This window comes from Streptomyces sp. NPDC089919, from assembly GCF_040684615.1.
GTDB lineage: Bacteria > Actinomycetota > Actinomycetes > Streptomycetales > Streptomycetaceae > Streptomyces.
The window spans coordinates 32,191-57,894 of sequence record NZ_JBFBGK010000016.1; the positions used below are offsets into that span (position 1 = coordinate 32,191).

The 25,704-nt window shown below is 74.1% G+C and carries 21 protein-coding genes; 10 read left to right on the forward strand and 11 right to left on the reverse strand.

The genetic code is table 11. The annotated features are described in order from the left end of the window. Position 1: 1 nt before the first annotated feature. Positions 2–2,731, reverse strand: a complete 2,730-nt coding sequence (locus AB0O40_RS09715) for a LamG-like jellyroll fold domain-containing protein (RefSeq protein WP_365037496.1) — start codon at positions 2,729–2,731, stop codon at positions 2–4. Positions 2,732–3,091: 360 nt separating this feature from the next. Between AB0O40_RS09715 and AB0O40_RS09720 the strand changes: the two genes are divergently transcribed. Beyond that, entirely contained in the window at positions 3,092–3,904 is an 813-nt protein-coding gene (locus AB0O40_RS09720; protein ID WP_365037499.1) for a glutamate ABC transporter substrate-binding protein, read from the forward strand. Between the two features lie 48 nt (positions 3,905–3,952). On the opposite strand, the gene AB0O40_RS09725 is transcribed toward AB0O40_RS09720, so the two are convergent. Further along, entirely contained in the window at positions 3,953–4,903 is a 951-nt protein-coding gene (locus AB0O40_RS09725) for an SMP-30/gluconolactonase/LRE family protein (protein ID WP_365037502.1), read from the reverse strand. Between the two features lie 218 nt (positions 4,904–5,121). Here AB0O40_RS09725 and AB0O40_RS09730 point away from each other — a divergent pair, with 218 nt between their 5' ends. Together AB0O40_RS09730 and AB0O40_RS09735 are read left to right on the forward strand one after the other, a co-directional pair. Continuing rightward, positions 5,122–5,856, forward strand: a complete 735-nt coding sequence (locus AB0O40_RS09730) for an SDR family oxidoreductase (RefSeq protein WP_365037505.1) — start codon at positions 5,122–5,124, stop codon at positions 5,854–5,856. A 78-nt stretch (positions 5,857–5,934) separates the two neighbouring features. After that, a complete protein-coding gene (locus AB0O40_RS09735; RefSeq protein ID WP_365037508.1) occupies positions 5,935–7,893 on the forward strand; it encodes an AMP-binding protein in 1,959 nt (652 codons plus the stop codon). Positions 7,894–7,938: 45 nt separating this feature from the next. Here the strand turns inward: AB0O40_RS09735 and AB0O40_RS09740 are convergent, their stop codons facing one another. Further along, positions 7,939–9,666, reverse strand: a complete 1,728-nt coding sequence (locus AB0O40_RS09740; protein WP_365037511.1) for a GNAT family N-acetyltransferase — start codon at positions 9,664–9,666, stop codon at positions 7,939–7,941. 139 nt (positions 9,667–9,805) lie between these two features. Here AB0O40_RS09740 and AB0O40_RS09745 point away from each other — a divergent pair, with 139 nt between their 5' ends. Continuing rightward, positions 9,806–10,393 carry a putative glycolipid-binding domain-containing protein gene (locus AB0O40_RS09745; protein WP_365037514.1) on the forward strand — a complete coding sequence of 196 codons (588 nt, stop codon included), beginning with the start codon at positions 9,806–9,808 and terminating at the stop codon, positions 10,391–10,393. Here AB0O40_RS09745 and AB0O40_RS09750 read toward each other — a convergent pair. Next, positions 10,383–11,753: a helix-turn-helix transcriptional regulator gene (locus tag AB0O40_RS09750; RefSeq protein ID WP_365037517.1), complete on the reverse strand. Its 1,371-nt coding sequence runs from the start codon at positions 11,751–11,753 to the stop codon at positions 10,383–10,385. The two genes, AB0O40_RS09745 and AB0O40_RS09750, sit on opposite strands and share 11 nt — an antisense overlap. Positions 11,754–11,894: 141 nt before the next feature. Here AB0O40_RS09750 and AB0O40_RS09755 point away from each other — a divergent pair, with 141 nt between their 5' ends. Beyond that, on the forward strand, positions 11,895–13,232 hold the full coding sequence (locus tag AB0O40_RS09755; protein WP_365037520.1) for a M64 family metallopeptidase: 1,338 nt from the start codon (positions 11,895–11,897) through the stop codon (positions 13,230–13,232). An 89-nt stretch (positions 13,233–13,321) separates the two neighbouring features. Here AB0O40_RS09755 and AB0O40_RS09760 read toward each other — a convergent pair whose 3' ends face one another. Beyond that, positions 13,322–14,854 carry an SPFH domain-containing protein gene (locus AB0O40_RS09760; RefSeq protein ID WP_365037522.1) on the reverse strand — a complete coding sequence of 511 codons (1,533 nt, stop codon included), beginning with the start codon at positions 14,852–14,854 and terminating at the stop codon, positions 13,322–13,324. Between the two features lie 158 nt (positions 14,855–15,012). Continuing rightward, complete coding sequence (locus tag AB0O40_RS09765) at positions 15,013–15,228, reverse strand: hypothetical protein (protein ID WP_365037525.1); 216 nt, start codon at positions 15,226–15,228, stop codon at positions 15,013–15,015. A gap of 140 nt (positions 15,229–15,368) precedes the next feature. Here AB0O40_RS09765 and AB0O40_RS09770 point away from each other — a divergent pair, with 140 nt between their 5' ends. Further along, a complete protein-coding gene (locus tag AB0O40_RS09770) occupies positions 15,369–16,049 on the forward strand; it encodes a hypothetical protein (protein ID WP_365037528.1) in 681 nt (226 codons plus the stop codon). Between the two features lie 49 nt (positions 16,050–16,098). Here AB0O40_RS09770 and AB0O40_RS09775 read toward each other — a convergent pair whose 3' ends face one another. After that, positions 16,099–18,507: a serine hydrolase gene (locus tag AB0O40_RS09775; protein WP_365037531.1), complete on the reverse strand. Its 2,409-nt coding sequence runs from the start codon at positions 18,505–18,507 to the stop codon at positions 16,099–16,101. Positions 18,508–18,669: 162 nt separating this feature from the next. On the opposite strand from AB0O40_RS09775, the gene AB0O40_RS09780 reads away from it, so the two are divergent. Next, positions 18,670–19,266 carry a hypothetical protein gene (locus AB0O40_RS09780; protein ID WP_365037534.1) on the forward strand — a complete coding sequence of 199 codons (597 nt, stop codon included), beginning with the start codon at positions 18,670–18,672 and terminating at the stop codon, positions 19,264–19,266. On the opposite strand, the gene AB0O40_RS09785 is transcribed toward AB0O40_RS09780, so the two are convergent. Next, a complete protein-coding gene (locus AB0O40_RS09785) occupies positions 19,238–20,149 on the reverse strand; it encodes an ion transporter (RefSeq protein WP_365037537.1) in 912 nt (303 codons plus the stop codon). The genes AB0O40_RS09780 and AB0O40_RS09785 overlap by 29 nt on opposite strands. A gap of 347 nt (positions 20,150–20,496) precedes the next feature. Between AB0O40_RS09785 and AB0O40_RS09790 the strand changes: the two genes are divergently transcribed. Together AB0O40_RS09790 and AB0O40_RS09795 are read left to right on the forward strand one after the other, a co-directional pair. Beyond that, positions 20,497–21,414, forward strand: coding sequence for a MurR/RpiR family transcriptional regulator (locus AB0O40_RS09790; protein WP_365037540.1), 918 nt, complete (start codon positions 20,497–20,499; stop codon positions 21,412–21,414). Positions 21,415–21,753: 339 nt separating this feature from the next. Then, complete coding sequence (locus AB0O40_RS09795) at positions 21,754–22,164, forward strand: hypothetical protein (protein ID WP_365037543.1); 411 nt, start codon at positions 21,754–21,756, stop codon at positions 22,162–22,164. On the opposite strand, the gene AB0O40_RS09800 is transcribed toward AB0O40_RS09795, so the two are convergent. The 3 genes from AB0O40_RS09800 to AB0O40_RS09810 are packed head-to-tail and all read right to left on the reverse strand — an operon-like array spanning position 22,136 to position 25,014. Beyond that, positions 22,136–22,657: a cupin domain-containing protein gene (locus AB0O40_RS09800; RefSeq protein ID WP_365037689.1), complete on the reverse strand. Its 522-nt coding sequence runs from the start codon at positions 22,655–22,657 to the stop codon at positions 22,136–22,138. The two genes, AB0O40_RS09795 and AB0O40_RS09800, sit on opposite strands and share 29 nt — an antisense overlap. After that, a complete protein-coding gene (locus AB0O40_RS09805; protein WP_365037546.1) occupies positions 22,651–23,895 on the reverse strand; it encodes a cytochrome P450 in 1,245 nt (414 codons plus the stop codon). Before AB0O40_RS09805 ends, AB0O40_RS09800 begins: the two co-directional genes overlap by 7 nt. Before the next feature lie 3 nt (positions 23,896–23,898). Beyond that, positions 23,899–25,014: a type III polyketide synthase gene (locus AB0O40_RS09810; RefSeq protein ID WP_365037549.1), complete on the reverse strand. Its 1,116-nt coding sequence runs from the start codon at positions 25,012–25,014 to the stop codon at positions 23,899–23,901. Between the two features lie 419 nt (positions 25,015–25,433). Between AB0O40_RS09810 and AB0O40_RS09815 the strand changes: the two genes are divergently transcribed. Further along, a complete protein-coding gene (locus AB0O40_RS09815; protein ID WP_365037551.1) occupies positions 25,434–25,649 on the forward strand; it encodes an acyl-CoA carboxylase subunit epsilon in 216 nt (71 codons plus the stop codon). The last annotated feature ends 55 nt before the right edge of the window (positions 25,650–25,704 follow it).

Below are 25,704 nucleotides of genomic sequence, written 5' to 3' on the forward strand. Positions count from 1 at the left end.
GCTACTGCGGCCCGAAGGTCAGCACCAGCTGCGGGGTGCCCTCGTTGGCCGCCGCCTCGTGCGCCCACAGCCACAGCGCGTCCGCGCCGCCGCCGGTCAGCGCCAGGCTGTAGGAGCCACCGAGCGCGCCCGCCAGCGGGGCGGTGTTCAGCGGGACCTCGGCCACCGCCGAGCCGTCCGGGACCCCGGCCAGGGTGCCCAGCGGCGTACCGCCCACGGAGGGGCGGGTGGTGTAGGTGGTGCCCGTCTCCGACCAGGAGCCGGTGACCGGCACCACCGAGACGGTGTCGGCGGTGCCGGCGCCGGCCAGGGTGTTGGTCTTGATCCGCAGCGCGGCGGACTTCAGGACCGTCCCGGCCGGTGCGGTCGGCAGCGTGAAGCGCAGGTAGCTCTGGTACAGCGGCCCGCCGCGCACCGCCAGCGATCCGGACGTGCCGTAGTTCGTGTCCGGGGCGCCGGCGTTGACGTAGGTGTCCTCGGCGGCGGTCACCTGGACCGGCGTGTCCGCGGGCCCGGTGGCGAGCGCGAAGTGGTTGCGGACCTGCGCCAGGGTGAGGGCCGAGGGGTAGACCGCGGTCTCGTCCAGTTGTCCGGCGAAGTGGTTGCTGGTGGGGCGGTTGGGCCAGTTGGCGAGGTTGTCGCCGCCGGCGTGCCAGTAGCCGGCGATCGGCTGGTTGCTGGTGTACGGCTGGGTGCCCTTGGCCTGCCCGTCCACGTACAGTGCCATGCCGCCGGCGCCCTGGGTGGCGACGACGTGGTGCCACTTGTCGTCGTTGAAGGCGTCGGGGGTGGTGATGGTGCGGGTGGCGCCGTTGTACACGCCGAAGACGAGGCGGCCGTCGTTGGTCATGTAGATGTGCTTGTCGAAGGAACCGCTGTCGCGGGACTGGTTGTTGCCGAAGCCGAAGAGCTTCCCGCCGCGGGTGGTGGCGGTGCGGAACCACGTCTCGATGCTGAAGGGGCCGGTGACGGTCTCCCGGCGGTCGCTGTAGACCTGCTGGATGTTCCCGTCGAAGCCCACCGCCGTACTGGGCCCGCTGATCGCCCCGGGGCCCTGGCGCAGCGCCGGGTTGTTGAGGAGCACCCCGCTGGTGTTCCCGCTCACCGAGGAGTCGGCGGCGTAGGGCTGCACGGAGTCGTCGTAGCGCCAGTACAGCCGGGCGCCGTCGGCCCGGACCCGGTCGGGGTAGGCCTGGGTGGTGGTGGGCACGATGACGCTCGCGGTGCCCGAGAGCGCGCTGGTGTTGCCGGCCGCGTCGGTGGCGCTCACGCGGTAGGTGTACGTCTGGCCCGCGGTGACGGTGGTGTCCGTCCAGGACACCTGGGGGCGCAGGAAGAAGAGCGAGTCGCCGGGCACGGTGGCGATCGGGGTGGCGGCGCCGTTGCGGTAGACGCGGTAGGTGAGGCGGCTGTCGTCCAGGTCCAGGCTGGTGCGCCAGCGCACCTGCACCTCGCCGGGCCGGACGCTGCCCGCACTGGCCACCGGGGTGGTGGGCGCGCCCGTGTCGCCGGTGGAGGCGAAGCGGGTCAGGCCCTGCTGGGCCTTGCCGTTGACGGTGGTGTACTCCCCGCCCACCCACAGGTACTGCACCCCGCCCTTGGGGGCGACGGCCAGCACCCGGGGGCCGATGCCCTCGCCGATGCCGTCGTTGGTGTCGGGGGCCCAGCCCAGCTTCCCGGTACCGGTGACCGGCTGGGCGAGCAGGTGGTGGCGCTGCCCGTCCGGGTACTCGCCGACGCTGGAGCAGTCGTGCGCGTGCGAGGCGCTGTACAGGACGCCCTGGTAGGTCAGGACGGCCTGGGTGGCGCCGAGGCAGGTGTCACGCCAGCGCTGGTTGAAGTCGCTGAGGTTGAGGGCGATCCGGCCGTCGAAGCCGCCGGTGCCCTCGTTGGCGGTGAAGAAGGTGGTGCCGTCGGTGGTGAGGTCCTTGACCACCGAGCTGGCCTGGATGAAGCCGTTGGGATAGGCCTTGGCGAGGGCGCCGGTGGTGGCGTCGACCACCGCCAGGGCGTGCGAGTCGGTGCCGTTGACCTTGAAGAAGTCGCCGCCGAGCAGGACGTGCCGGCCGTCCGGGGTGAGCTCCACCGCCCGGCCCGGTTCGTCGGCGTCGGCGGTGAAGCCGGGCCGCAGGGCGCCGGTGGCCGCGTCGACGGCGGCGAACCGCTGCCGGGCGACCCCGGCGACGGTGCCGAAGTCGCCGCCGACGTAGAGCGTGTCGTCGGTGGCGGCGATGGCGCGGACGGTGGCCGGGAAGCTGGGCCGGAAGGTGGTCTTCGGGGTGCAGGTGGCCACGTCGACGGCGGCCATGCTGCTGACCGGGACGTTGTTGACCGCGCCGAAGTAGCCGCCCACGTAGAGGGTGGACTGGTCCTTGGAGAGGGTGAGGGCGCGGACGGTGGCGGTGCCGCCGGCGACCGTGAAGGAGAGCTTGCAGGAGGTGGGCGCGCCGGTCGCGGCGTCGAGCGCGACGAAGTTCACCGCCTGCTGGGCGGCGCCGGGGGAGCCGTCGGGCGGCCGGACGGCGGAGAAGGTGCCGCCGGCGAAGACCGTGCCGCCGGCCTGGGCCAGCGCCCAGACCACGCCGTTGGTCTGCCAGGTGGGCAGTTCGTCGGCGGTGAAGGCGACCGGCGGCGTGATCGCGGCGGCCGGCGGCACCAGCGCCGCCGTGAGGCCGGCGGCCGCCATGGCCAGGACCAGGGCTCCGGTCAGCCCCTGGTGTCTCTTACGCATGGACCCCCCTGTGCGCGAGTGACCACCCGCGGCCTCGGGCCGGGCCACGGGGTACGGAGCGCACCTTAGGGGGCGAAACGGTCCGGGGACACCCTCTTGACGCATTCGGTACCGGCTGTCCGTCCGGTGTCCGCAGATCTTCGCTGATGATCCGCATTCGCGGGAAGACCTGCGGTCTGTCCGGATCGTTATCCTCAAATCTTGCTCAGATCTAGTGCGCGTCCGCGGACCGGATCCTTAGCTTCCTCCCGGGCAGCCCTCTCGGCCGCCAGCGCAGCGACCGTGCCAAGGACCTCCTCTCGAAGCTCCCGCACCACCGACGCCCGCGTCACACCCGTTCCACTCGGAGGATGTTCCAGCATGAAGGTTTCCAAGGCCGGTGCCGTCGTCGCGGTCGTCACCCTGGCCCTCACCGCCACCTCGTGCGGGGAGAGCGAGTCGGACCGGACGATCTCGATCGGCATCAAGTTCGACCAGCCCGGCCTGGGCCTGCGTGCCGACGGCGGCACCTTCTCCGGTTTCGACGTGGACGTCGCCACCTACATCGCCAAGGAGCTCGGCTACAAGCCCGAGCAGATCGAGTTCAAGCAGGTCTACAGCTCCGACCGGGAGCTGATGCTCGAGTACAACGAGGTCCAGTTCGTCGCGGCCAGCTACTCGATCAGCGAGAAGCGCAAGGAGAAGGTCGACTTCGCCGGTCCCTACTTCCTGGCCCACCAGGACCTGATGGTCCGGGCCGGCGAGAAGGACATCAAGGAGGCCGCCGACCTCAACAAGAAGCGGCTGTGCTCGGTCAGCGGCTCCACCTCGGCGCAGAACGTCAAGGACAAGGTCGCCAAGAAGGCCGACCTGCTGGAGCTCGGCGGCTACTCGGAGTGCGTGGTCGCCCTCCAGGACGGCGTCCTGGACGCCATGACCACCGACGACACCATCCTCGCCGGCTACGCCGCGGAGCAGCAGAACCGCGGGAAGTTCAAGCTCGCCGGGCTCCGGATGAGCGACGAGCACTACGGCATCGGCGTCAAGAAGGGCAACACCGACCTTCAGAAGAAGATCAACGCCGCCCTGCGCAAGATGGTCCAGGACGGCTCCTGGGCCGCGTACGTCAAGAAGAACTTCGGCGCGGCCGAGTTCCACAACGAACCCGCCCCCAAGATCACCGAGGGCAGCTGACCGCGCGGCCGGCGCGGCGCCCGGACCGGGCGCCGCACCGGCCCGCCCTCACGCCGGGACGGCGACGATCGTGGAGGACGTGGCCGGGTCGCTCCAGTCGGAGTCGAAGCGGGCGTTGACCACGTACAGCCGGCCGCGGTGCAGCGCCGCCGTGGTGGGCTCGTCGAAGCGCTCGTCCGTGATCCGCCGGGTGAAGACGGCCCGCGAGCCGTCGCCGCTCAGGGCGAAGACGTCCACCGCGTAGGACCAGTTCCGCACCGCGTACAGCGTCCGGCCGCGGACCAGTAGCCCGTCGCCGTTGGCCACCGACCCGGCGCCCTCCAGCACGGTGCGCACCGCGCGCCCGGTCCGGGGGTCCACCCGGAACAGCGCCTCGGCCGTGTCGTTGACCACCAGCAGCGCCCGCCCGTCGGGGGTCACCCCGATGCCGTTGGAGCCCCAGTACGCGCCGCCGGGCGGGGTGGCCGGCCACTCGCCGCCCAACCGCAGCTCGGCCGGCTCCGCGCCCGGGTGCTCGGGCAGGTGGTAGAGCACGTCGCGGAAGGAGTCCGTGAACCAGGCGCCGCCGCAGCCCACGACCACGTCGTTGACGAAGGTGGTGCCGGTGGCCGCCCGGTGGGTGGCCAGCACCCGCCCGCTGCCGGCGTGCACCACCCGCAGCTCCCCGCTGTCGCCGCCGGCGACCAGCAGCCGCCCGCGCCGGTCCAGCTTCAGCCCGACCGAGATCGGTCCGGTCCCCTGGGTGATGACCCGGCCGGTGCCGGTGGCCAGGTCGGCGCGGTAGATCGAGCCGTCCAGGATGGAGCCGGTGTAGAGCGTGCCCCCGGCGGAGATCGCGACGCCCTCCGGCTGGAAGCCGGGCGGGGTCGCGATCGTGTCGGGGCCCGGGCGGCGCGGGGCGTCCGCGGCGGCGGCCGGGGCGAGCGGACCGGCCAGGGCGGCCCCCGCCAGGGCCGCGCCGACGCCGAGCAGGCCACGGCGGTCGATCGATCCAGCCACAGTGATTCCTTCCAACGGTCTTGCCGGGCAAAGGTGTTGACCCGCCCACCCCAACACATCGCTCCCGTCCCGTCAGTCCCCGTATCCGGACAATTCACAAGGGAATGGGGAGCTTCCCCTTCGCGCCCCGGATCCGGGGCCCCGCCCGCCACCCCGCTGCACCGCCCCGGCTACCGTGAAGATCGCGCGCGGCACCACGACCGGGAAGGACTCCGTACATGACGGACCGGATCACCATCGTCACCGGCGGCAGCCGCGGCATCGGCGCGGCGACCTGCCGCCGGCTGGCCGCCGCGGGCCACCACCTCGTCCTCGGCTACCTGAGCGACCGGGCCGCCGCCGAGACGGTGGCCGAGGAGGCCCGCGCCGCGGGCACCCGCTGCGTCACCGTCCGCGCCGACACCTCCGTCGAGGAGGACGTGGCGCGGCTCTTCGACACCGCCCGGCGGGAACTCGGGCCGGTCACCGGGCTGGTCAACAACGCCGGGGTGACCGGACCGCTGGGCCCGCTGGCCGGGGCCCGCACCGAGGACCTGCGCCGGGTGCTGGACGTCAACCTCCTCGGAGTGCTGCTGAGCTGCCGGCAGGCGGCCCGCGAACTGGGCGCCGGCGGGGCGGTCGTCAACATCTCCTCGGCCGCCGCCACCCTCGGCTCGCCCGGCGACTACGTCCACTACGCCGCGACCAAGGCCGCGGTGGACGCCCTGACGGTGGGCCTGTCCAAGGAGCTGGGCCCGGCCGGCATCCGGGTCAACGCCGTCGCCCCCGGCATCATCGACACCGAGATGCACGCCGCGATGGGCGCCCCGGACCGCGCGGCCCGGGCCGCCCCCGGCATCCCGCTGCGCCGCGCGGGCGAGGCCGACGAGGTGGCGGCCGCGGTGGCCTGGCTGCTCTCGCCCGACGCCTCGTACACCACCGGGACGGTCCTGCGGGTGGCCGGCGGCCGCTGAACGGCCCTGTGTCACAGGTTGGTCCGGGGTCCCGCCGGACCCCCGGTGGATGTCGGTGAGCGGTGCCATCATCGGGGCATGACGCAGGCATCCGAGTCCGGGGGCCCCGGTCCCCGCACCACCGACACCGTCATCAGACTCTTCGAGCGCCGGGTGCGCGACACCCCGGCGGCCCCCGCCGTCGTGGTCGGCGACACCCGGCTCACCTACCGCGAACTGGACCGGCGCGCCGAGGGGCTGGCCCGCCGGCTGACCGCCCGCGGACTGCCCCCGGGCGGGATCGTGGCAGTGGCCGGCAGCCGTCCGGAGCAGGTCCTGGCCGGTCTGCTGGCCGCGCTCAAGGCCGGCGGTGCCTTTGCCGTGCTCGACCCGGAGTCCCCGCGCACGGCCGTGCGCGCGCTGGCCGCGATACGCCCCTGGGTGCTGCTCGCGGAGGACCGGCACCGGGCCCGCTTCGAGGACGGCGGACCGGCGCACGTCCTCGCCCTCGACGAGGACCCGGCGGACCTCGCGGACGGCCCGCCGCGGGACGGCCGGGCGGCCGCCCCCGGGGAGACGGCCGCCGTCCTCCTCAGCGGGGCCGAGGGCATCCGGCCGGTACCGGTCGGCCAGGCCCGGCTGGCCGCCGCCCTCGAGGGCTGGACCGAGGTCTGCCGGCTGGCGCCGGGGGACCGGCACCTGATCACCGGCCGGCCCGACGGGCTGTCCTTCGCGGCCGGTTGGACCCGCGCCCTGTGCACCGGCGGGACGCTCGTGCTCCCCGCGGGCGGGCCCGCCGGCGGCGCGGACGGCGCCGCGCTCGCCCGGCTGATCGCCGCCGAGGACGTCACCGTCCTGCACACCGACCCGGGCACCGCCGGACGGCTCCCCGACCCGCCGGCCCGCCCCGGCCCGGACCCGCTCGCCACCCTGCGGCTGGTCACCGTCACCGGTGCGCGGTACTACCTCGACGAGCAGGCCGCCCTCCAGCGCCGGCTGCGCCCGGGCGTGCGGCTGCTGGGCGTCTACGGCACCGCCGAATGCGCCGGAGCCGGGACCCACTTCGAGATCGCGCAGCTCGCCGGGCCGGCCGAGCACCCCGAGGGGGTCGCCCTGCTGGGCACGCCCTTCCCCGGCTGGAGCGCACAGACCCCGAAGGGCGAGCTGTGGCTGACCCCGCCGGACGGGGACGCCCCGGTGGCCACCGGGGACCGCGCAACCCTGCGGGCGGACGGGCTGCTGGAGTTCGGCGGCCGCGGCCGGGACCGGATCCGGGCCGGCAAGCGCACCGTCGACGGCTACCGGGTCGAGTCGGAGATCCGGAGCCACCCCGGCGTCGGCGCCGCCGTGCTGGCCGTGGTCGACGACGGGGCCTTCCGGTCGACCCTGGTGGCGTACCTGACCCCGGCCGTGGGAGCGGTCGGTGCGCGCGGCCTGCCCACCGCCACCGAGCTGCGCGGCCACCTGGCCGGCCGGGTGGCCGAGGAGGACCTGCCCAAGGCCGTGGTGCGGTTGCGGGCGCTGCCGCGCAACCGGGCCGGGCAGGAGGACCGCACGGCCCTGCCGCAGCCGGCCGGGGCGGCCGGGGTCCGCGGGGTCAAGACCGCCGGCGCGGCCGGGGACGCCGAAGGGGCCGCGGGCTGCGCCGCGGGCTGCGTCAGCATCCTGCTGGGTGCCGTCGCCCTGATGTTCACCTCCCTGCTGTGGCCGGGCGCCACCGAGCTCGGCGGGGTGCCCGGCCCCTGGAACTTCCTCTTCTTCCTGCTGTACTGCTGCGAGTGCCTGGCCTTCGGGGCGGGGGTGGTCTTCCTCTTCACCGGCCGGGAGCGGATGCTGCGCTCGGGCCGCTCGCGCGGGCTGACCGCCGCCGCCCACCTGGCCGTCGTGTGGCTGCTGGCCGCGTGGTGGCCCCAGGACAACTTCTACCGGCTGGCCGACAAGCACGACTGGCCCCGGCAGGCCGCCCTGGTCTACACCTTCAACATCCCGCTGATGATCGCGGCGGGGGTGGTGGCCGTCTGGGCCACCCGCAGGCCGGCGGAGGCCTTCGCGGACTGACGCCGGACCGACACCGGGCCGGGGCTCGCCCGGCCCGGCCCCGGCTCAGAGCAGTTCCGGCTCCCCGAACATCGCCCGCAGGGCCGCCGCCTCCCGTCGTACCAGCGCGTCGGCGGCCTCCAGCGCGGCCCAGGTGTACGCGGCCAGCAGGACGCCCAGATAGGGGGCGGGAGCCCGGGCGGCGGTCGGCACCGCCGGGATCAGCAGGGCGTCCAGCGCCGCGCAGGCCGCCCCCAACCGGTCGAGGAAGGCGACCAGTTCCGCCTCGGCCAGCCGGGCGCCGAGCGGCACCCGGTCGACGATCCGGACCAGGTGCCCGGCCCCGCGCAGCCGGTCGAGCCGGGCCTTGACCATGAAGGCCACCGAGGGGCCGGTCAGCCGGAGGTTGGTCTCGGTGGGCGCCAGCCGCCCCTCGGGGTCCGCGACGAAGTCCACGTCGTACCAGCCCCGGTAGCCCTCCGCGGCGAGCACGTCCCCCACCGCCCGGCCGAAGTCCCCGGCGGCCGCGGCGAGTGCGGTAGGCACCGCCCCGGGGCCCACGGTGGCGCCCTGGTAGGCCGTGCCCGCCACCTCCATCACCGCCGACCCGACCTCGTGCACCCGGCCGGCGCCGTCGACGAACCCGTCGTACGTCAGGTCTCCGTACGCCCCGTCGGCCGGTACGAACTCCTCCACGAGCAGCGGGCCCCGGGGCAGGGCGCGCACCACCGAGCGCGGTCCGCCGAGGGCGCGCAGCCGTCCCGGCGTGACGACCGTGGTGCCCGAGCCGCCGACCCCGTGCTCGGTCTTGAGGACGGTGGTCGAGCCGGCCCGGGCGCGGTCGGTCAGCAGCCGGGCGGCGGTCCGCCGGCCCGGGACCCGGGTCTGCTCCGGCACCCGGATCCCGGGGTGGCCGCCGGTGCCGACCAGTCGCCGGAAGAGCGCGTTGGCCGCCGACTTGGACTCGTAGCGCAGGCCCGCGTCCGCCCCGGCCCGTCCCCAGGGGATCACCGGCAGCCCGAGGCCGCGCAGCCGCGCCGCGAGCGCCGGTCGGCCCCGGAGCGCGGCCGTCAGCGGGGCGCCCTCCTCGGCCAGGCCGTCGTAGAGCTCCACCTCGTCCCACTCCAGGCGGCGGGCGACCAGCGCCAGCCACGGCCGCGGCACGGACAGCGGCAGCACCAGGGCCGCCGGGTGCGGGCTGTAGAAGGCGGCCAGGCAGGCGTAGTGGTCCTCGGTCCGGCCCGCCGGCTCCGGCCGGGTGCGGCCGAACTGCGCGTTGAACTCGGCGACGTTGCCCAGGTGCACGGCCCGGCCGCCGCCGGTCCAGGCCCGTACCCAGCCGGGCTCGGGGGCGGGCACCGCCTCGAAGCAGGGCAGGCCGTCGCGGGCCGGTACCGGGCGGGCGCCCATGGCCCGGTAGAAGGCCCGGGCATGGGGGTCGGCGGCGATGTGCAGCCGGGCGAAGCCCAGTTCACCGGCCCGGGCCAGGGCGTCCCGGTACAGCCGGCGGCCCACCCCGCGGCCCATCGCCCCGGGCGCGACGAAGAGCAGCCCCAGCTCCGCGGCCGGCTCGGGGCCCCGGGGGCTGCCTTCGAGGGAGCTGACCCCCAGGGGCCCCCGGTCGTCCTCGGCCACCACGATCCGGCGGGCGGCCAGCTCCGACTCGCCGATCAGCAGCGCCGGCGCACAGGCCGCAAGGTAGGCCCGGTCGTAGCCCCAGTGGGCCTTGGAGCGCATGACGAGGGCGCTCAGCTCGCGTGCCTCCCCGGCCCGCGCCGCGCGCAGTCGCACCACGGCCTCCCCTTTCCCCGGCGGCCCGCCGGCCGCTTCCTCGGCCGTCCAGTCTGCCCAGCGGCGGCCCGGTCCGCCGGTCGATCGCCGAACCCCTCGCCCGGTGCCGTGAGTCGATCATGATCGGTCGTAGGGTGGCCCCATGAGTGATTCGACCCTGATGCACCGGTATGTACGCACCTGGGAGGTCATGGCCAGCCGGGGCTGCGAGACCTCCTGGATCGACCTCGGCCCGACGGCCCTGCGGGCCCGCGGGCGGGCGGTGGGCCTCACGCCCGAGCCCTACTGGGTGACGTACGCCCTCCAGACCGGCGAGGACTTCGTGACCCGGCGGCTGGAGGTGACGGTGCAGACCGGGACCGGCACCACCAGCCTGGACCTGCGGCGGGACGAGGCGGGCCAGTGGACCGCCGACGGCACCCCCCGCCCCGACCTCGACGACGCACTCGACTGCGACCTGGGGCTGTGTCCGCTGACCAACACCATGCCGGTGCTCCGGCACGGGCTGCACCGCCGGGCCGAGGCCGCCCCGCGGGAGTTCCTGATGGCCTGGGTGTCCGTACCGGACCTGTCCGTACGGCCCTTGCGACAGCGGTACACGCACCTGGCGTCGGCCGAGCACGGCGCCCGGATCCGCTACGAGTCCGGGTCCTTCCGCAGCGATCTGGAGGTGGACGAGCACGGACTGGTGCTGGACTACCCGCAGCTGGCCTCGGCGCTCACCCGCTGACCGGCCGCGCCGGGGGAGCGAGGACGGCGGGCGGCCCGGGCGCGGCCGGTGCCGGGCCCAGCGTCGTGGTGCCCGGCGCGGCGCGGTGGCCGAGCCCGGTCCGGTAGACCTCCAGCGCCTCCTCGGTACGCCCGGCCCGCCGCAGCAGGTCGCCCAGCAGCCGGCACAGGTCCGCCAGGTCGCCGCTGGCCCCGCTGCGCCCCAGCAGGGCCAGGGCGCGGACGTAGTGCTCCTCCGCGCCCCGGGCGTCCCCGCGCTCCTCGGCGATCAGCCCCAGCAGCCGGTGCGCGCCGCCGGCGTGCACGGTGCCGTGCTCCTCGTCCAGGTCCAGCAGGGCCGACAGCAGCCCGGCCGCCTCCTCGTACCGGCCCAGCCGACGCAGCACGTCGGCCAGCTCCACCTCCACCTGGGCGGCGAACAGCACCGCCCGCCGGGCCGTGAGCATCTGGCGGGCCGTGCGCAACTCCCGCTCCGCCACCTCCAGATCGCCGTGCTGGGCCTGGACGTAGCCGCGCATCCAGTGGCAGTGCGCCAGGTCGGTGCTGAGCCGGAGCTGGGCGTAGACGGCCTGTGCCTTGGCCAGTGACTCGTCCGCGTCGGCGAGCCGGCCCTCCGCCAGGAAGGTGCGCGCCACCTGCCGGTGCATCCCCGCCACCAGGGCCGGGTCCGCGACCCGGGGGGCCAGCGCCAGGGCCAGCTCGGCGGCGTGGGCGGCCCGGGCGTGCGCGCCCATGTCGATGTACGGGCCGATGACCGCCGCGTACAGGAGCAGCAGCGCCTCGGGATCGGCCAGGCCCCGGCTGCCGAGCTCGTCGATGGCGGACTCCAGCAGGTAGCAGGCGTAGCGCAGTTCGCCGGCGAGCAGGTGGGCCACCGCCCGGCCGCGCACCGCCCGGGCCCGGCGGGGCAGCGGCTGGTCGGCCAGCAGCCGCTCGGCCGCTTCGAAGTGCCGCCGGGCGTCGGCCAGTTCGCCCGTCTCCAGGGCGCAGTCGCCGAGTCCGAGCAGGGCCTCGGCCTGCTCGGCCGGCAGTCCCAGGTGTTCGGCGTCGGTCAGCACGCGGCGGTAGCGGACCGCGGCCGCGTCGGCGGTGCCGGCGGCCAGTTCGAGCTGTGCGTCGGTGAGTGCCAGCCGCAGCTCGGTGGCCAGCCGGGCCGGCCGCCCGGTGGCCAGCTCGTCGTAGCTGGCGCCCAGCCGCTCGGCGAGGTAGCGCAGCGCGGCCTCCGAGGGGCGCACCTTGCCCGCCTCGAGCGTGGAGATGTACGCGGGGGTGTACGCGGGCTCGGCCAGCTGCTTCTGGGTCAGCCCGCGCTCGGCGCGCAGTCGCTGCACGCGGCGCCCGATCTCGACCGGTTCGTCCATTGCTGTCCCCCTCGGACCGTCAACTCGCCGCCCGTTACGGGCAGTACGCCATTGCGCAGAGCTTCACGCTCCGCATAAGTTAAGCACCCCGTTCATTGAAGTTATCAAATGACTTAACTCGCACCACGGGGAGAGACCTTCATGCGCGCATCCCTGCGCCGAACCCTTGCGGCCGCCGGTGTGGCCGTGACCGCGACCGCCGTCCTGGCCGCCACGCCCGGCGCCGCACTCGCCGGTCCCGAACCGACGGCCCGACCCACCGTCGAGGTCGAGATACCCGGCCCGGAGGGCGGCACCCAGGCCGGCTCCGGCCACATCGAGGTGCCGGCCGGCGGCCGGGCGGGCGCCCTGAGCGCCCCGCTCTCGGCCGCCGACCGCGCCGCCGACGGCAAGGTCACCAAGATCGTCGACAACGGCCGCACCGGCGACCGGCTGGACGTAGTAGTCGTCGGCGACGGCTACAAGGCCTCCCAGCTCGGCAGCTTCCACGCCGCGGCCAAGGCCAAGTGGGCCGCGCTGCTCAAGGTCGAGCCGTACAAGACCTACCAGAAGCTCTTCAACGTCTGGACGGTCGACGCCGTCTCCAACCAGTCCGGCGTCTCCGGCGACCCGACCAAGGGCGTCCACCGCGACACCGCCCTCGGCTCGTACTTCTGGTGCGAGAAGACCGAGCGGCTGCTCTGCATCGACCAGACCAAGGTCGACAAGTACGTGGCCAAGGCCCCCGCGGCCGACCTCGTCCTGGTCCTGGCCAACAGCTCCAAGTACGGCGGCGCCGGCTACAACCAGCCCAACCCGAAGCTGGGCTACGAGGGCATCTCCACCGCCTCGGCCAACAACGAGGACTCCGAGCAGGTCGCGATCCACGAGACCGGCCACTCCCTCGGCAAGCTCGCGGACGAGTACGACTACCCGTACGACACGTACACGGGCCCCGAGGCCTGGGAGTCCAACATCTCGATCTACACCGCCGCCCGCCTGAAGGACCGGCGCGCCAAGTGGTACCGCTGGATCGGTGAGAAGTCCCCCGACGGTGGCAAGGTCGGCGCCTTCGAGGGCGCCGGCTACTACACCAAGGGCCTCTACCGCCCCACCGAGAACTCGCTGATGCGCATCCTGGGCGTGCCCTTCAACCTGCCCGGCGTCGAGTCGATGATCGCCGGCTTCTACCGGCACGCGCGCATCGCCACCGCGGTCACCCCCACCGGCACCACGCTGCGCACCGGCAAGAGCGCCAAGCTCACCGTGCCGCACCTGGTCACCTCCTCGGGCCGCAAGCTGACGGTCCGCTGGTACCTGGACGGCAAGGCGGTCCGCTCGCTGGACGGCAAGACCAGTGTCAGCGTCTCCTCGCTGCACCTGTCGGACGCGCTCACGCACAAGCTGACCGTCACGGTCACGGATCCGACCAGGTCGGTCCGCGACCCGAAGATCGCCGCGACGCTCAAGGACTCGGTCCACTGGAAGGTCCGCCGCTGACCCGGCCGGCCACCGGCCGCTGAGCGGCGGCCGGGCAGCACGGAGCCGGTGTCCCCCCGCCCGAACGGGGGGCCACCGGCTCCGTCGTGTCAGGACCGGTCCGCGTCCCCGTCGCCGTCGGCGATGGGGATCCGGGCCGCCGGGACCTCCCCGGCCCCGGCCGGCACCGCGTGACCGTTCGCCGCGGCCCGGCCGTTCCGGCTCTCCGCGGACTGGCCCGCGGCGCCCTGCTGGTTCATCGACGACAGCAGCTGCCGGGCCAGGCCCAGCCCGGTGCCGCCCATGGTCAGCGCCTTGGCGAACATCTCCGACATGCCCTCCGCGCCGTTGAGCAGCACCATGTGCTCGACGTTGCCGAAGGCCCCGGCCCCGGCCGCCACGATCTCCGGCCAGTTCTCGGCGAGTTGCTGGGCGACCACCGCCTCCTGGTTCTCCGCGAGCGCCGCGGCCCGCGCCTTGATCGCCTCGGCCTCCGCCAGACCCGCCGCCCGCGCCGACTCGGCCGCGGCGAGACCCTTGGCCTGGGTGGCCGCCGCCTCCGCCTCGCCGGTCGCCCGTGTGGCCTTGGCCGCCGCCACGCCCCGCGCCTCGGTGGCCTGGGCCTCGGCGGCCGCGGCCGTCTTGACCCGGGTCGCCTCGGCCGCCGCCGCGAGCTCGGTCTCCCGGGCCTTGGCCTGCGCCGCCGAGATCCGCGCGTCGCGCTCCGCCTCCGCCAGCGTCCGCTTCTCGTACGCCTGCGCGTCCGCGGGCTTGCGGACGTCCGCCTGGAGCTGCTGCTCGCGCCGGTGCGCCTCCAGCTCCGCCACCCGGGTCTCCTGGACCACGACCTCCTGCCGGGCCGCCGCGTCCGCCAGCGGACCCGCCTGCCGGGCCGCGGCCGCCGCCTTGTCCCGCTCGGCCTGGTACCCGGCCTGCAGGATCTCGCTGTCCCGGGTGGCCTCCGCCATCCGCGCCTGCGCGGTCTGCTCGGCCTCGGTCGCCAGCCGGTTGGCCTCCGCCTGCGCGATCCGCGCGTCCCGCTGCACGGCCGCGGCGTGCGGCATCGCGAGGTTCTTGATGTACCCGGTCGGGTCCTCGATCTCGTGGATCTGCAGCGAGTCGACGATCAGGCCGAGCTTCTCCATCTCCGTACCGCAGGCGGCCCGGGTCTGCCCGGTCAGCTTCTCCCGGTCGCGGATCATGTCCTCGACCGTCAGACCGCCCACGATCGAGCGCAGATGACCGGCGAAGACGATGTGCACCCGCTCCGGCATCATCTTCTGCTGGTCGAGGAAGCGCCGCGCGGCGTTCGCGATCGACACGAAGTCGTCGCCGACCTTGAAGATGACCACGCCCTTGACCCGCAGCGGAATGCCCTGCTGGGTCACGCAGTCCACCGACAGCATGGTCTCGTTGAGATCCAGCGACAGCTTGCGGACCGCCTGCACGCCCGGGATGACCAGGGTTCCGCGTCCGGTGACGATCCGGAACCCCATGCCCTCGCCCAGGCCCTCGGTCTTGTGGGCCGAGCCGGAGATGACCAGGGCCTCATTCGGCTCGGCCACCCGCCACATCAGCTTGAACAGGCCGATCAGAACCAGTAGTCCGGCGAGCACCACGCCCGCCACGACGCCGATGACCATCGGCAACGCCCCCTTAGTGCGGCGCCCGATCGGCGCCGCTGACCGGATACTGCTCCTCGCCGGGGTCGGGGTGAAGAGACCGCAGGATCTTTATCGCAATCTTGATACATACAGGTCGGCGCGGGTCCCGCCGGGCGTCTTCCGGCCCGCCCGCGCGGTCAGATGCCGTACGCGGCGCTCACGTACACCGTCCGCGGGGGCAGGTACTCCACGATCGTCACGACCGTGCCCACCTCGATCCGCTCGCTCCCCAGCGCCGGGTACGCGAGGAAGTGCTCCGCGCCGCCCCGGACCCGCACGATCACCTCGCCCACCAGCCCGGGCCCCACCGTCCCGGTGACCCGCCCGGTCAGCCCCACCATGTCCACGTCCATGGCGGGAGGTTACCCAGAGCGGGACGGCGGGGGTACGTGTGGAACCGGTGACCGGGGCGGCACGTCACAGTCGCGCCCGGGCACGACCGGCCCGGGACGTGGACCGAGACACCGGGGGAACCATGCCCTGCACCACCTCTGTGAAGAGAAGAACGGCCCTGCTGTGCGCGGCGGTTGCCGGGAGCGCCGTACTGCTCGTCGGCTGCGGTTCGGCGACGGGGGACGGGCCCGGCACCGGACGGCAGCCGGTGGTGGGGGAGGGGCCGGCCAAGCCCCGCTCCGCCGGACCGGCCTGCCCCGGCGAGGTGGCGGACACCGGCGCCGCCCCCACCACCGTCGACGGGACGCCCGCCGACGACCCCAGGACGATGGCGCTCGCCCAGGCGATCGGGGACCAGGGCATGGGTGCCTTCGCGGACGTCTACTCGACCCAGGCCAGGAACGGGGCCGGCGACCGGGTGACGCTGTGCGTCACCGACCTGGAGCGGGGCCGGGACCTCATGGCCGCGGCGAAGAAGGCCGACCCGACGGTGGACCTGGGCCATGTCGACCTCTATTGGGCCCGTTTCACCGAGCGGCGGCTGATGGCCGCGGTCGACAAGGTCATCACGGCGAAGCACCTCGCCTTCCCCCTCTACACGGGCACCGCCGAACACGACGGCTCTGGTGTCCGCTTCGAGTCCAGCGAGGCCGGGGCGGCGTCGGAGGCGTTCCGCCACGAGCTGGAAAAGCTGACGGGGGGCGTCCCGGTGCGGGTGGTTCCCGGAGACCCGGTGAAGAGCGACCTGATGCCGAAGACGGCCGATCTGCCACGGCCGTGAGCCGGGTGGCGTGGGCCGGTGACCCGAGCCCACGCCACCCCGGTCCGTGCTATCCCAGCCGGGTCAGCTTCGCCCCGAACGACGGGGCGGACAGCTCGCCCTGCACCGCGACCGGGACGGTGGCGGTGTCCGGGCCGCTGCCGATGGTCAGCGTCCCGACCGGGGTACCGGCCTTCGCCTCGTGCGGCACGCCCTTGCCGCCGTCGCCCAGCGTCAGCGCGAGCTTCTGCCCCGGCACGCCGACGACCTGGACGTCCCGGGTCGCCACCAGGGGAGTGCGGCCGCCCAGCCGGTCGTCGAGGTAGCCGACGACCTGGCCCTTCTTGACGACGGTGACGGGGGCCAGCGCCTCGCGCACCGCCTCGATCACCTTCTGGCTGTTCGCCTTGACCAGCTTCAGGCTGTCGGCGCCGTCGATGTCGGGGCCGGGGGCGTGCTGGTCCATCATCGAGCCGATGATCAGCGGGGTCTTGTCGCCGACCGTCTTGTACGCGGCCCACACCAGGGTGCCGCCGGCCGGCGAGCTGGAGCCGGTCTTGATGCCCTTGATGCTGAGGCCGGCCAGGAGCAGGTCGTCGTTGTTGTTGTTGAGCGGTTCGGCCAGGCCCGGGACCTTCGCGTTCGGCAGCGAGACGATCTTGCGGAAGACGTCGAACTTCATGACCGCCTCGGCCAGTTTGAGCTGGTCGACGGCGGTGCTGACGGTCTTCGCGTCCAGGCCGCTGGGGTCGGTGTACGTGGTGTTGGTCATGCCGAGGTCCTTGGCGGCGGCGTTCATCTTCGCCACGAAGGCCGCCTCGGTGGCGCTGCCGGTGTCCCAGCGGGCCAGCAGCCGGGCGATGTTGTTCCCCGAGGGGATCATCAGCATCTTGAGCATGTCCTGCTGGCTGAACTTGCTGCCGACGTCCAGCCCCCGGATCCGGGACTCGTGCCCGGCGGTGCCGTCCCGGACCGTCTTGTCGTCGACGGTGATCTTCGGGCCTTCCTCGTTCTTCTTGAGGGGGTGCCCCTTGAGGACGACGTACGCGGTCATGATCTTGGCGACGCTGGCGGTGGGGACGGGCTTCTGGGGCCCGAACGTCCCGACGTCGCCGCTGCCCTGGACCCGGATCGCGCCCTGGCCCGCGGCGGGCCACGGGAGCGTGAGGTTCCCCTCGGCCGTGAAGGAGGCGGCGGCTCCGTCGGTGGTCAGCTCGGGCGCGGGCAGCGGGCGCAGCGCCTGTACGGTCGCGAAGGCGCCGACCGCCAGCAGGAGCAGCGGGGTCCAGATCTTGACGCGGCGGGTCCAGGTCCGGACCGGGGTCTCGGGCGGCGGCGGGGTGTTGGTGAGCTGGGCCAGCAGGTCCAGCGGCGGCAGCGGCTGTTCCTTGGTGAGCTCCGGCAGCGGCACCGCGGCGGTGGCCTCCGCGGCGGCGACCGCGGTGGGCCCGGGCTTCTTGACCTCGGGCTTCTCGGCCTCGGTGGCGCCGTCCTTGGCCGCCCCGGCGCTCGGGGCGCCGCTGTCCTTCGCCGGCGCCTCGGCCTTGTCGGCCGCGGTCGCCCAGGTCGGCCGCTCCCGGGCCGCCTCGAGCGGCTTGAGCGCGACGAACGTGCTGGTCCGCTCGGCGTCCGTCTCGGCCTTGACCGGGCCCCCGGTCGCCGCGGGCTCGGCCTCCTCGCCCGGGGCGTCGGTCCCGGCACCGGCCTCCTCGTCCCCGTCCTTCTCCTCCGCAGCGGCCTCCGGGGCCGCTTCGTCGGCGGGCGCGGCGGTTTCGGTCCCACGCTCTCCCTCGTCCTCGGACGAGGGGTCGGCCGTGTCCTCCGGGGCGGCTTCGCCGCCGCCGTCACCCGCGGGCGCAGGCGTGTCCTCGGGGCCCGCGGTCACGGCGTCGTCCTCGGCGTCGGCTGCCGCGGTGGCTTCGCCCTCGTCGGCGGCCGCTTCGGCGGCGGTCGTGTCCTCCTCGGGGTTCGCGGTCACGGCCGTGGCGTCGGCTTCTGCGGCGACGTCGTCGCCCTCGCCGGAGCCTGCTTCGGCGGAGTCGTCGTCCGCCACGGTGTCCGGCTCCGCCCCGGTGGTGTGCTCCTCGGCTTCCGCTTCCGGCCTGCGGTCGCTCCCGTCGGCGGGATCCGACGGGGCGTCGGTGGCGGCCGGGGCGGTCTCCTCCTGCGGCGCGGTCGCCGCCGTGTCGTCGGCCGTGGACGCGGATCCCTCGTCGAGGGGGCCGTCCGGGGCGGACGGGTCCGTGTCGGCGGCGGGGGAGGTCTCCGCGGCCGTCGCCCCGGCGTCAGCCGAGTCCTCGTCAGGCGACGGGGCGGGGGCCGGGGCCCCGGTGGGTTCGACGGCCTCCTCCGGGGCGGCGGCCCGCGCGGGACCGCTGCCGGCCGCGTCCGTCGGGGCGGTGTCGGGCGCCCCCGCCGTTTCGTGCTTGTCGTCCTGCCGGGTGTCGGGCTCGTCGCCCTCGACCGGTACCGCCGTCATCCGTCGCGCCGCCTTGCTTCACTTCGTGCCGGACCGCCTGCTGCCGGTCCGCCGTGCCGTGCTCCTCGTCTGCCCTGCTTGACGTTCGAAAGCACCTTCGGGGTTCCGCCGTCACGGAAAATGACGGTGCGCCGACAAGGACGCCCTGGGAAGATCCCCCGTATGGGGAACACCCGCGCGGTACCGGTCTTCCGTACCACCGACGTCCACGAGGCCCACGCGACGGCCGGCCGGCTCGCCGCGATCGGCACCACGCCCAGGACGGCGATGCACGGCGAGGTCCAGCTGCCCACCGGGGCGGACGTCGAGCGCTGCCGGCCGCTCTTCCGGCACGGCTACGTCACGGACCTGGAGCTGGGGCCGCCGCCCGAGGGCGAGGCCCCGCGCGAGCTGCCGGAGGGCTGGCGGCCGGAGCCGCCGTACGCGATCGAGCCCCACCTGCCGCTGACCCTCCGCTTCGAGGACGTCGCGCCGGGCCGGCTCGACGCGGAGCTGCTGGAGCTGGTCGGGTCCACCCCCGCCGAGCTGGGCTGGTGGTGGCTGTGCTGGCCGCCGGTGCCGGAGCTCGGGCTGGCCGCCGGGCCCAAGTACGCCGACGTGCAGGTGGTCTTCAACCACCGGGACATCTACCTGGACGGCGCGCCGGCCGCGGACCACACCGTCTTCGTGCACGTCGGCCCGCGGGAGACCGACCGGGCCGAGTGGCTGGCCGGGCAGATCGGACAGCGGGTCATCGGCCCGCCCCAGCACGGCTGGTGACCGGCTCCAGGGGCCGGTCCGCGGGCGTCCCCAGGACGCCCAGCGAGGCTTCGAGGTCGTCCAGGGCCCGCCGGGCGGTGACGATCCGGGACCGCACCTCCTCCGGACCGAGCGGCCCCTCGGCCTCCAGCGCCGCGAGCCGGTTGGCCTCCGCCTCCATCTCCTTGGCCTCGTCCAGCGAGTTGAGCACCACTCCGATCAGGACGTTGACCAGGACGAAGGAGGCCAGCAGGACGTACGAGGCGTAGTAGAGGAGGGAGAGCCGGGAGATCTCCAGGCCCGCGTGCACCGCGTCGCCGAGCCCGTCGAGGGTGGTGAGCAGGAAGAGCGTGAGCATGGCCCGGCCGATGGAGCCGAAGTGGGCCGGGTCGGGCCCGGCGAAGCAGACCCAGCCGACCATGGCGTAGACGTACAGCACCAGCGCTCCGACGAAGAGGAAGCTCAGGGTGCCGGGCAGGCTGCGGCCCACCGCCACCAGCAGGACCCGCAGCTGGGGCAGGAACCGCGCGGTGCGCAGCACCCGGGCCAGCCGCAGCAGCCGCAGCACGGTGGTGTTCTCGCGCACCAGCGGTACGAAGGCGCAGAGCACGACCGCCAGGTCGAAGAGGTTCCAGGGGTCCCGGAAGAAAGCTTTCGGCCGGTCCGCGTGCGCGCCGGCGCGCAGCAGCATCTCCACCGTGAACACCGCCAGGCAGCACCGCTCGGCCGCCGTCAGCGCCTGCCGGTACTCGACCGCGAGCCCGCTGTACGTCTCGGCCCCCAGGAGCGCGGCGTTGCACAGGATCACCGCGAAGACCAGGACGCCGAAGGCCGGGTCCTCGGTGATCGCCCGGCAGCGGGCGGCCAGCTTCCTGCGGTCGGGGCGGTGGGTCGGGGCCCTCATGGTGCTCCTCATCGGTGCGGACGGCGGGGGAGTGGGGTACGGCCCCCGGTCCGCAGGCGTCCGACGGGGCGTCACGGCACGGGGAAGTGCCGGTCACGGAAAGGCCGTTGCCGGTTGCGGAGGGCGGGGGCGGTGTAGCCGGTCGATCATGGCAGGGCGGAACGCCCTTCCCCGTTCCCGGCGGGGAACACGACCCGATCGAGTGATCATTTCGGACCGGACCGGACAGGTGAGCGGAAAGCGCGGACGCCCCGGCGCACCGGACCCGGCGGAAGATCAACCTGCCCGGTTCCGTCGCAGACCGTGAGCTATGTTGGAACGCGAGCGGGGGAGAAGGAGGCGCACCGGTGCCATCGGGGCAGCAGGCACGCGCGCAGGCGGCGGCGATCACGCCGGCCGGGCAGTCGGTGGACCACGACCGCGTCCCGGCGGACCGGGTCCGCGCGCTCTTCGACGGCCATCGGCTCTCGCCCGGCCAGCGGCGGATCGCCCAGTACCTCATCGACCACCTCACCGAGGCGGCCTTCCTCTCCATCACCGAGCTCGCCGAGCGGGTCGGGGTGAGCCAGCCGTCGGTGACCCGGTTCGCCACCGCCCTCGGCTTCAGCGGGTACCCGGCGCTGCGCGAGGTGCTGCAGCCGATGGCGTTGAGCGCCGTCGCGGGCTCCCCGGAGAGCCGCGAGGAGATCCGCCGCAACGAACTCCAGGCCGCGGTGGACGCCGAGATCGCCAACCTGGAGAACGTCCGGCGGCTGCTGGCCGACACCAACCAGGTCCTGGACATCGGCCGCGAGCTGGCCCGCTCGGTCCCTCTGACCGTGCTCGGCCTGCGCATCTCGGTCTCGCTCGCGGAGTACTTCGCGTACGCCGCGCGCCGGATCCACCCGGACGTGCGGGTGGTCACCCGCGGCGGCAGCGTGGCGTACGACGCGCTGCTCCAGTCCCGGGCGGCCGGCGGCAGCTGGGTGCTGGCCTTCGCCATGCCCCGGCACGCCAAGGAGACCCTGGCCGCCCTGCGGGCCGCCCGGAGCACCGGGCTGAAGGTCGCCCTGATCACCGACCTCACCCTGGGGCCGCTGGTCGAGGAGGCGGACGTGGCCCTGACGGCCGGCACCGGCTCCCGGCTGGTCTTCGACTCGTACGCGGCGCCGGGCGTGCTGGCGGCGGCCCTGCTCCAGGCGATGGCCGACGCGGATCCGGAGCGTACCCAGGCGCGTCTGGAGAGTTACGAGCAGGTCGCCGACCTGCACAATTTCTTCCTCTGACGGCTCCCTGACAGCGGATGTCACCCGGTCCGGCGCCGCCCGGACGGGAGCTTTTGCGCACCTGCACGATGCATGAAATTTTTCATGCCCTTGCTTACTCGACGGTATATATATTTACTTCATACGGCGCTCGGGTCATCCGATGCCAACCGAACGGAGACGAACCCCTACGTCCTCCGGAACACCAGGAGCCGGCGCTCCCTCCTCGCGCCGTACCCGACGTGTTCGCCCCGGCTCTCGCACGCCGCAGAGCGCCCCGCGGTGGACCCGGCCAACCCCTAGGCCGGGTCCGCCGCACCACCTCTCGATCAGAGTTTCGCCACCCTTGGAAGCGACGAGATGACACAGACGGTCCTCACCACGCTCAGCCCGGACTGGCCCTGTCAGGTCAAGTCCCCGGGCACGCACGACTGGGAGCGCACGGCCACCCGGTGGCTGCGGGACCTGCTGCCCGCCCGCTACGCCGGCTACTCGACGCTCACCCGCCACCACGTCCTGCTCGCCCGCCACGCCCAGCTCCAGATCCAGCACGAGATGCGGGCCGTCCGGGTCGCCCTGGAGACCAGCCGGGTCGAACTGCCCGCCCTCGGCGTGGTCGACGCGGTCATCGAGAACACCATCCGCATGTACGCCGTCGAGCTGGCCCAGCTCGGCCGGCTCGCCCGCGGCGTCCGCCTGGTCGGCGAGGCGCTGGCCGCCGCCGGCCCGGCGCCCCGCCGCACTACGGTTCGCGGTGCCGCATCGGCGTGAGCTGCTCGATGTCGTAGCGCAGCCGCAGGGCCGCGATGGCCGCGTGGTCCAGCGGCCCCGGATCGTCGAGGATCGCGAAGAGCTCCTCGAAGTAGCGCTCGTGGTCCGGCGGCGGGGACGCCTGGAAGAACATCCGCGCCGGCGTGTCCGAGCGGTTGGCGAAGGCGTGCGGACAGCCCGGCGGCACCGCGATCACGGTGCCCGGCTCCGCCCGTACCGGCCGCCGCCCGTCCCGGCAGTCCCAGTCCCGCCAGTCGCCGCCGGTGCGCACCCGCGGCTCGAAGGCCAGCACCTCCAGCTCGCCCTCCAGCACGTAGAACAACTCCTCGCTGTGGGCGTGCACATGGGCGCCGACGTCGAAGCCCGGCGGCACCACGACCTCGAAGCTCGAGGCCACCCGGGAGTGCTCCCCGGTCACCTTGAACGTGACGTCCTGGGCCGCCGAACGCAGCGACCGGCCGTGTCCCGGCGGTACCAGCAGGCCGCTCACCAGGTCACCGGAAGGGCCTCGGGGCCTCGGATCAGCGCGCCCGGCCGCCACTGGAGCTCGTCCTCGGGGACGGCCAGCCGCAGGCCCGGGAAGCGGTCCAGCAGGACGGACACCAGCAGCTCCTGCTCCAGCCGGGCCAGCATGTTCCCGGGGCAGAAGTGCGGCCCGTACCCGAAGGCCACGTGCGGGTTGGGGCTGCGGTCCAGGTGCAGCTCGTGCGGGTCGGGGAAGACCTCCGGGTCCCGGTTGGCCGCCAGGTAGGAGACGTAGACCGCCTCGCCCGCCTTGATGTGCTGGCCGGCGACGGTCACGTCCTCCATGGCGATCCGGGACAGGCCGACCGAGTTGCGGTGCGGGATGTAGCGCAGCAGCTCGTCGATGGCGGCCGGCCGCAGCGCGGGCTCGGCCTTCAGCCGGGCCCAGTGCTCGGGCCGGGTGAGCAGGATGTACATCATGTTGCCGGTGCTGTTGGTGACCGCCTCGCCGCCGATCTGCAGCAGCAGGGCCAGTCCCACCGCCTCCGACTGCGTGATCTCCTCGGCCGCGATGGCCTTGGCGAGCAGGGCGATCACGCCCTCGCCGCCCATCCCGTCGCCCTGCGGGTGGGCCGCGCCGCTGCGGTACGCGGTCATCAGCTCGGCGAAGTACCCGCACATCTCCTGCTTGGCCTGCTCGCTCTTCTCGGCGCCGGCGGTGGAGGAGAGGATCAGCGCGGTCCAGCCGTGCACCCGCCCCCGGTCCTCGGCGGGCACTCCCATCAGCTCGCACACCACCGCCAGGGGGAACGGCGCGAGCAGGCGTTCGGTCAGATCGGCCGGCGGACCGTCGGCGAGCACGCCGTCCACCAGCTCGTCCAGCATCACCTTGGCCCGGGCCCGCAGGGACTCCACCCCGCGGGTGGTGAAGGCGGGTGCCACCGCCCGGCGCAGCCGGGTGTGGTCGGGCGGGTCCTCGAAGCCGACTGCCCCGTCGACGGGGATGAAGTGCGGGGCCAGACGGGTGACGTTGGCCTCCACGACCGCCTTGCGGCTGAAGCGGGGGTCGTTGGTCACCTGACGCACGTCCTCGTAGCGGGTGAAGAGCCAGGCCCAGCCGCTGCCGTTGGGCAGCTTGATCCGGGTCACCGGTCCCTCGCTCATCAGGTCCGCCAGCACCGGGTCGAAGTCGACACCGGGCAGGTTCTGGGCGGGCCAGCTGCGCGGGGGCCGCAGCTCGTCCGACGGGGCAGTCGCCTCCAACATGGGTCACTTCCTCCGAGCGGCTCGGGTCTGGTCGGCCGATCCGGCCACGGCCACCGGGCCGGGGGCGGTGGGCGCGCTGCTCCAGCGGCCCAGTGCGATCTCCGCGGTGATGCCCGGGCCGAAGCCCGCCATCAGACCGCGCGCCGCGTGTTCGGTGCTGCCCTCGTCGAACAGCCGCCGTAGGGCGTCGAGTACGACGGCACTGGCGATGTTGCCGTACTCGGTGAGTGTGGCCCGGCTGAAGCGGAACGCCTCCGGCGGCACGCCGAGGTACTTGCTGAGGTCGTCCAGAATCCTCGGCCCGCCGGCATGGATGATGTAGAAGTCCAGGTCGGCGGCGTCCCAGCCGTGCAGTCCGGCCAGGTCCTTCAGGGCCGGCGCCAGCGGTTCCATGGTGCCCGGCACCCGCTTGTCCAGCTTGAAGTGGAAGCCGGTGGCCCGGACGTCGTAGGCGATCCAGTCCTCGGTGTGAGGGACCAGGTGGGAGCCGTTGCGCTCCAGCTTGATGCCGGTGCCGCCCTCCCCGCGCACCACGGCGGCGGCCAGGCCGTCCCCGAAGAGCCCGTTGGAGAGCAGGTTGCCGACGTTCAGGTCGGTGGGCTGGTAGCACAGCGAGCAGAACTCGCAGGCCACGATCAGGGCGTTGGCGCCCGGGTAGGCCATGCAGAAGTCGTGCGCGCGGTTGACCGCCGCCCCGCCGGCCGCGCAGCCCAGCTGCGCGATCGGCACCTGCCGGGTGTCCGTCCGGAAGCCCATCTCGTTGATCAGCCACGCGGTCAGCGAGGGCATCATGAAGCCCGTGCAGGACACGTAGATGATCACGTCGATGTCCGCGGGCTCGAGTTCCGCGTGCTGCAGCGCCTCCCGGATCACCGCGGGGACCCGCTCCTTGGCCGCGGCCTCGTACATCGCGTTGCGCTGGTCGAGGCCGGGGTGGCGCAGCGTCTCCTCGATCGGCTGGAGGATGTGGCGCTTGGCCACGCCGGTGTTGCGGATCAGCCGGAGGGCCAACTGGAGCTGCGGATGGTCCTTGTGGATGTCCCGTGCCAGTTCGAGGGTCTCCTCCATCGTGATCACGTGCTCGGGTACCGCCACCGCAGGTCTACACAGAGTGGCCATGGGGGTGCGCCTTTCTCTCGCTCTTCGTCACAGGCTCACCGACGCTCCGGCGTCGCGCTCGTCGAGCGGATCTCCGCGGCGGCCGGGGCCGGTGACGTCCGCCACCCGGGTGGCCGAACCGGCGAGCCGTCGCCGCGGGCCCGGTGCGATGCTCGAAGACGCTCACTGCGGGTGACAGCGAACGAGGAGCGTGCGCCGATGACCCAGCTGACGACTCCGGCTCCGGGCCCCCGCGGCCCCGGCCGGCCGGGCCCGGCGGGTGACGCGGGGGCCGTCCCCGCAGCCCTGGGGACGACCGCGGTCCCGGCCCCCTCGACGGGCCGTCGAACCCGGTGGGTCCGATCGGGTGAACGGCCCGTGCGGGGCTACTGCATCGGGGCGACCGGGCCGGTGGTGCTCCCGGGCCTGCGCGGTGACCGGTGATATCGCGCCCCCACTTCCACCTGCGGGTGCTGCGCGGCGCCCCCGACGAGGTCGAACTCGCCGCGCTGATGCTGGCCCTGACCGTGCTCGCGCAGAACCTCGAGGCGGCGGGCGGCCGTCGGGAGGGCCGCACCGGCCGGGCCCACTGGGACCGGCCCCGGATCGGCGGCTTCCACCCCTGCCACTCCTGGCGCTCCCGGCCGCACCGTTGACGGCGGCTCCGGTGTGACCCGGACCTCCCCGGAGAGACGGCCCGGCTTCGGCCGG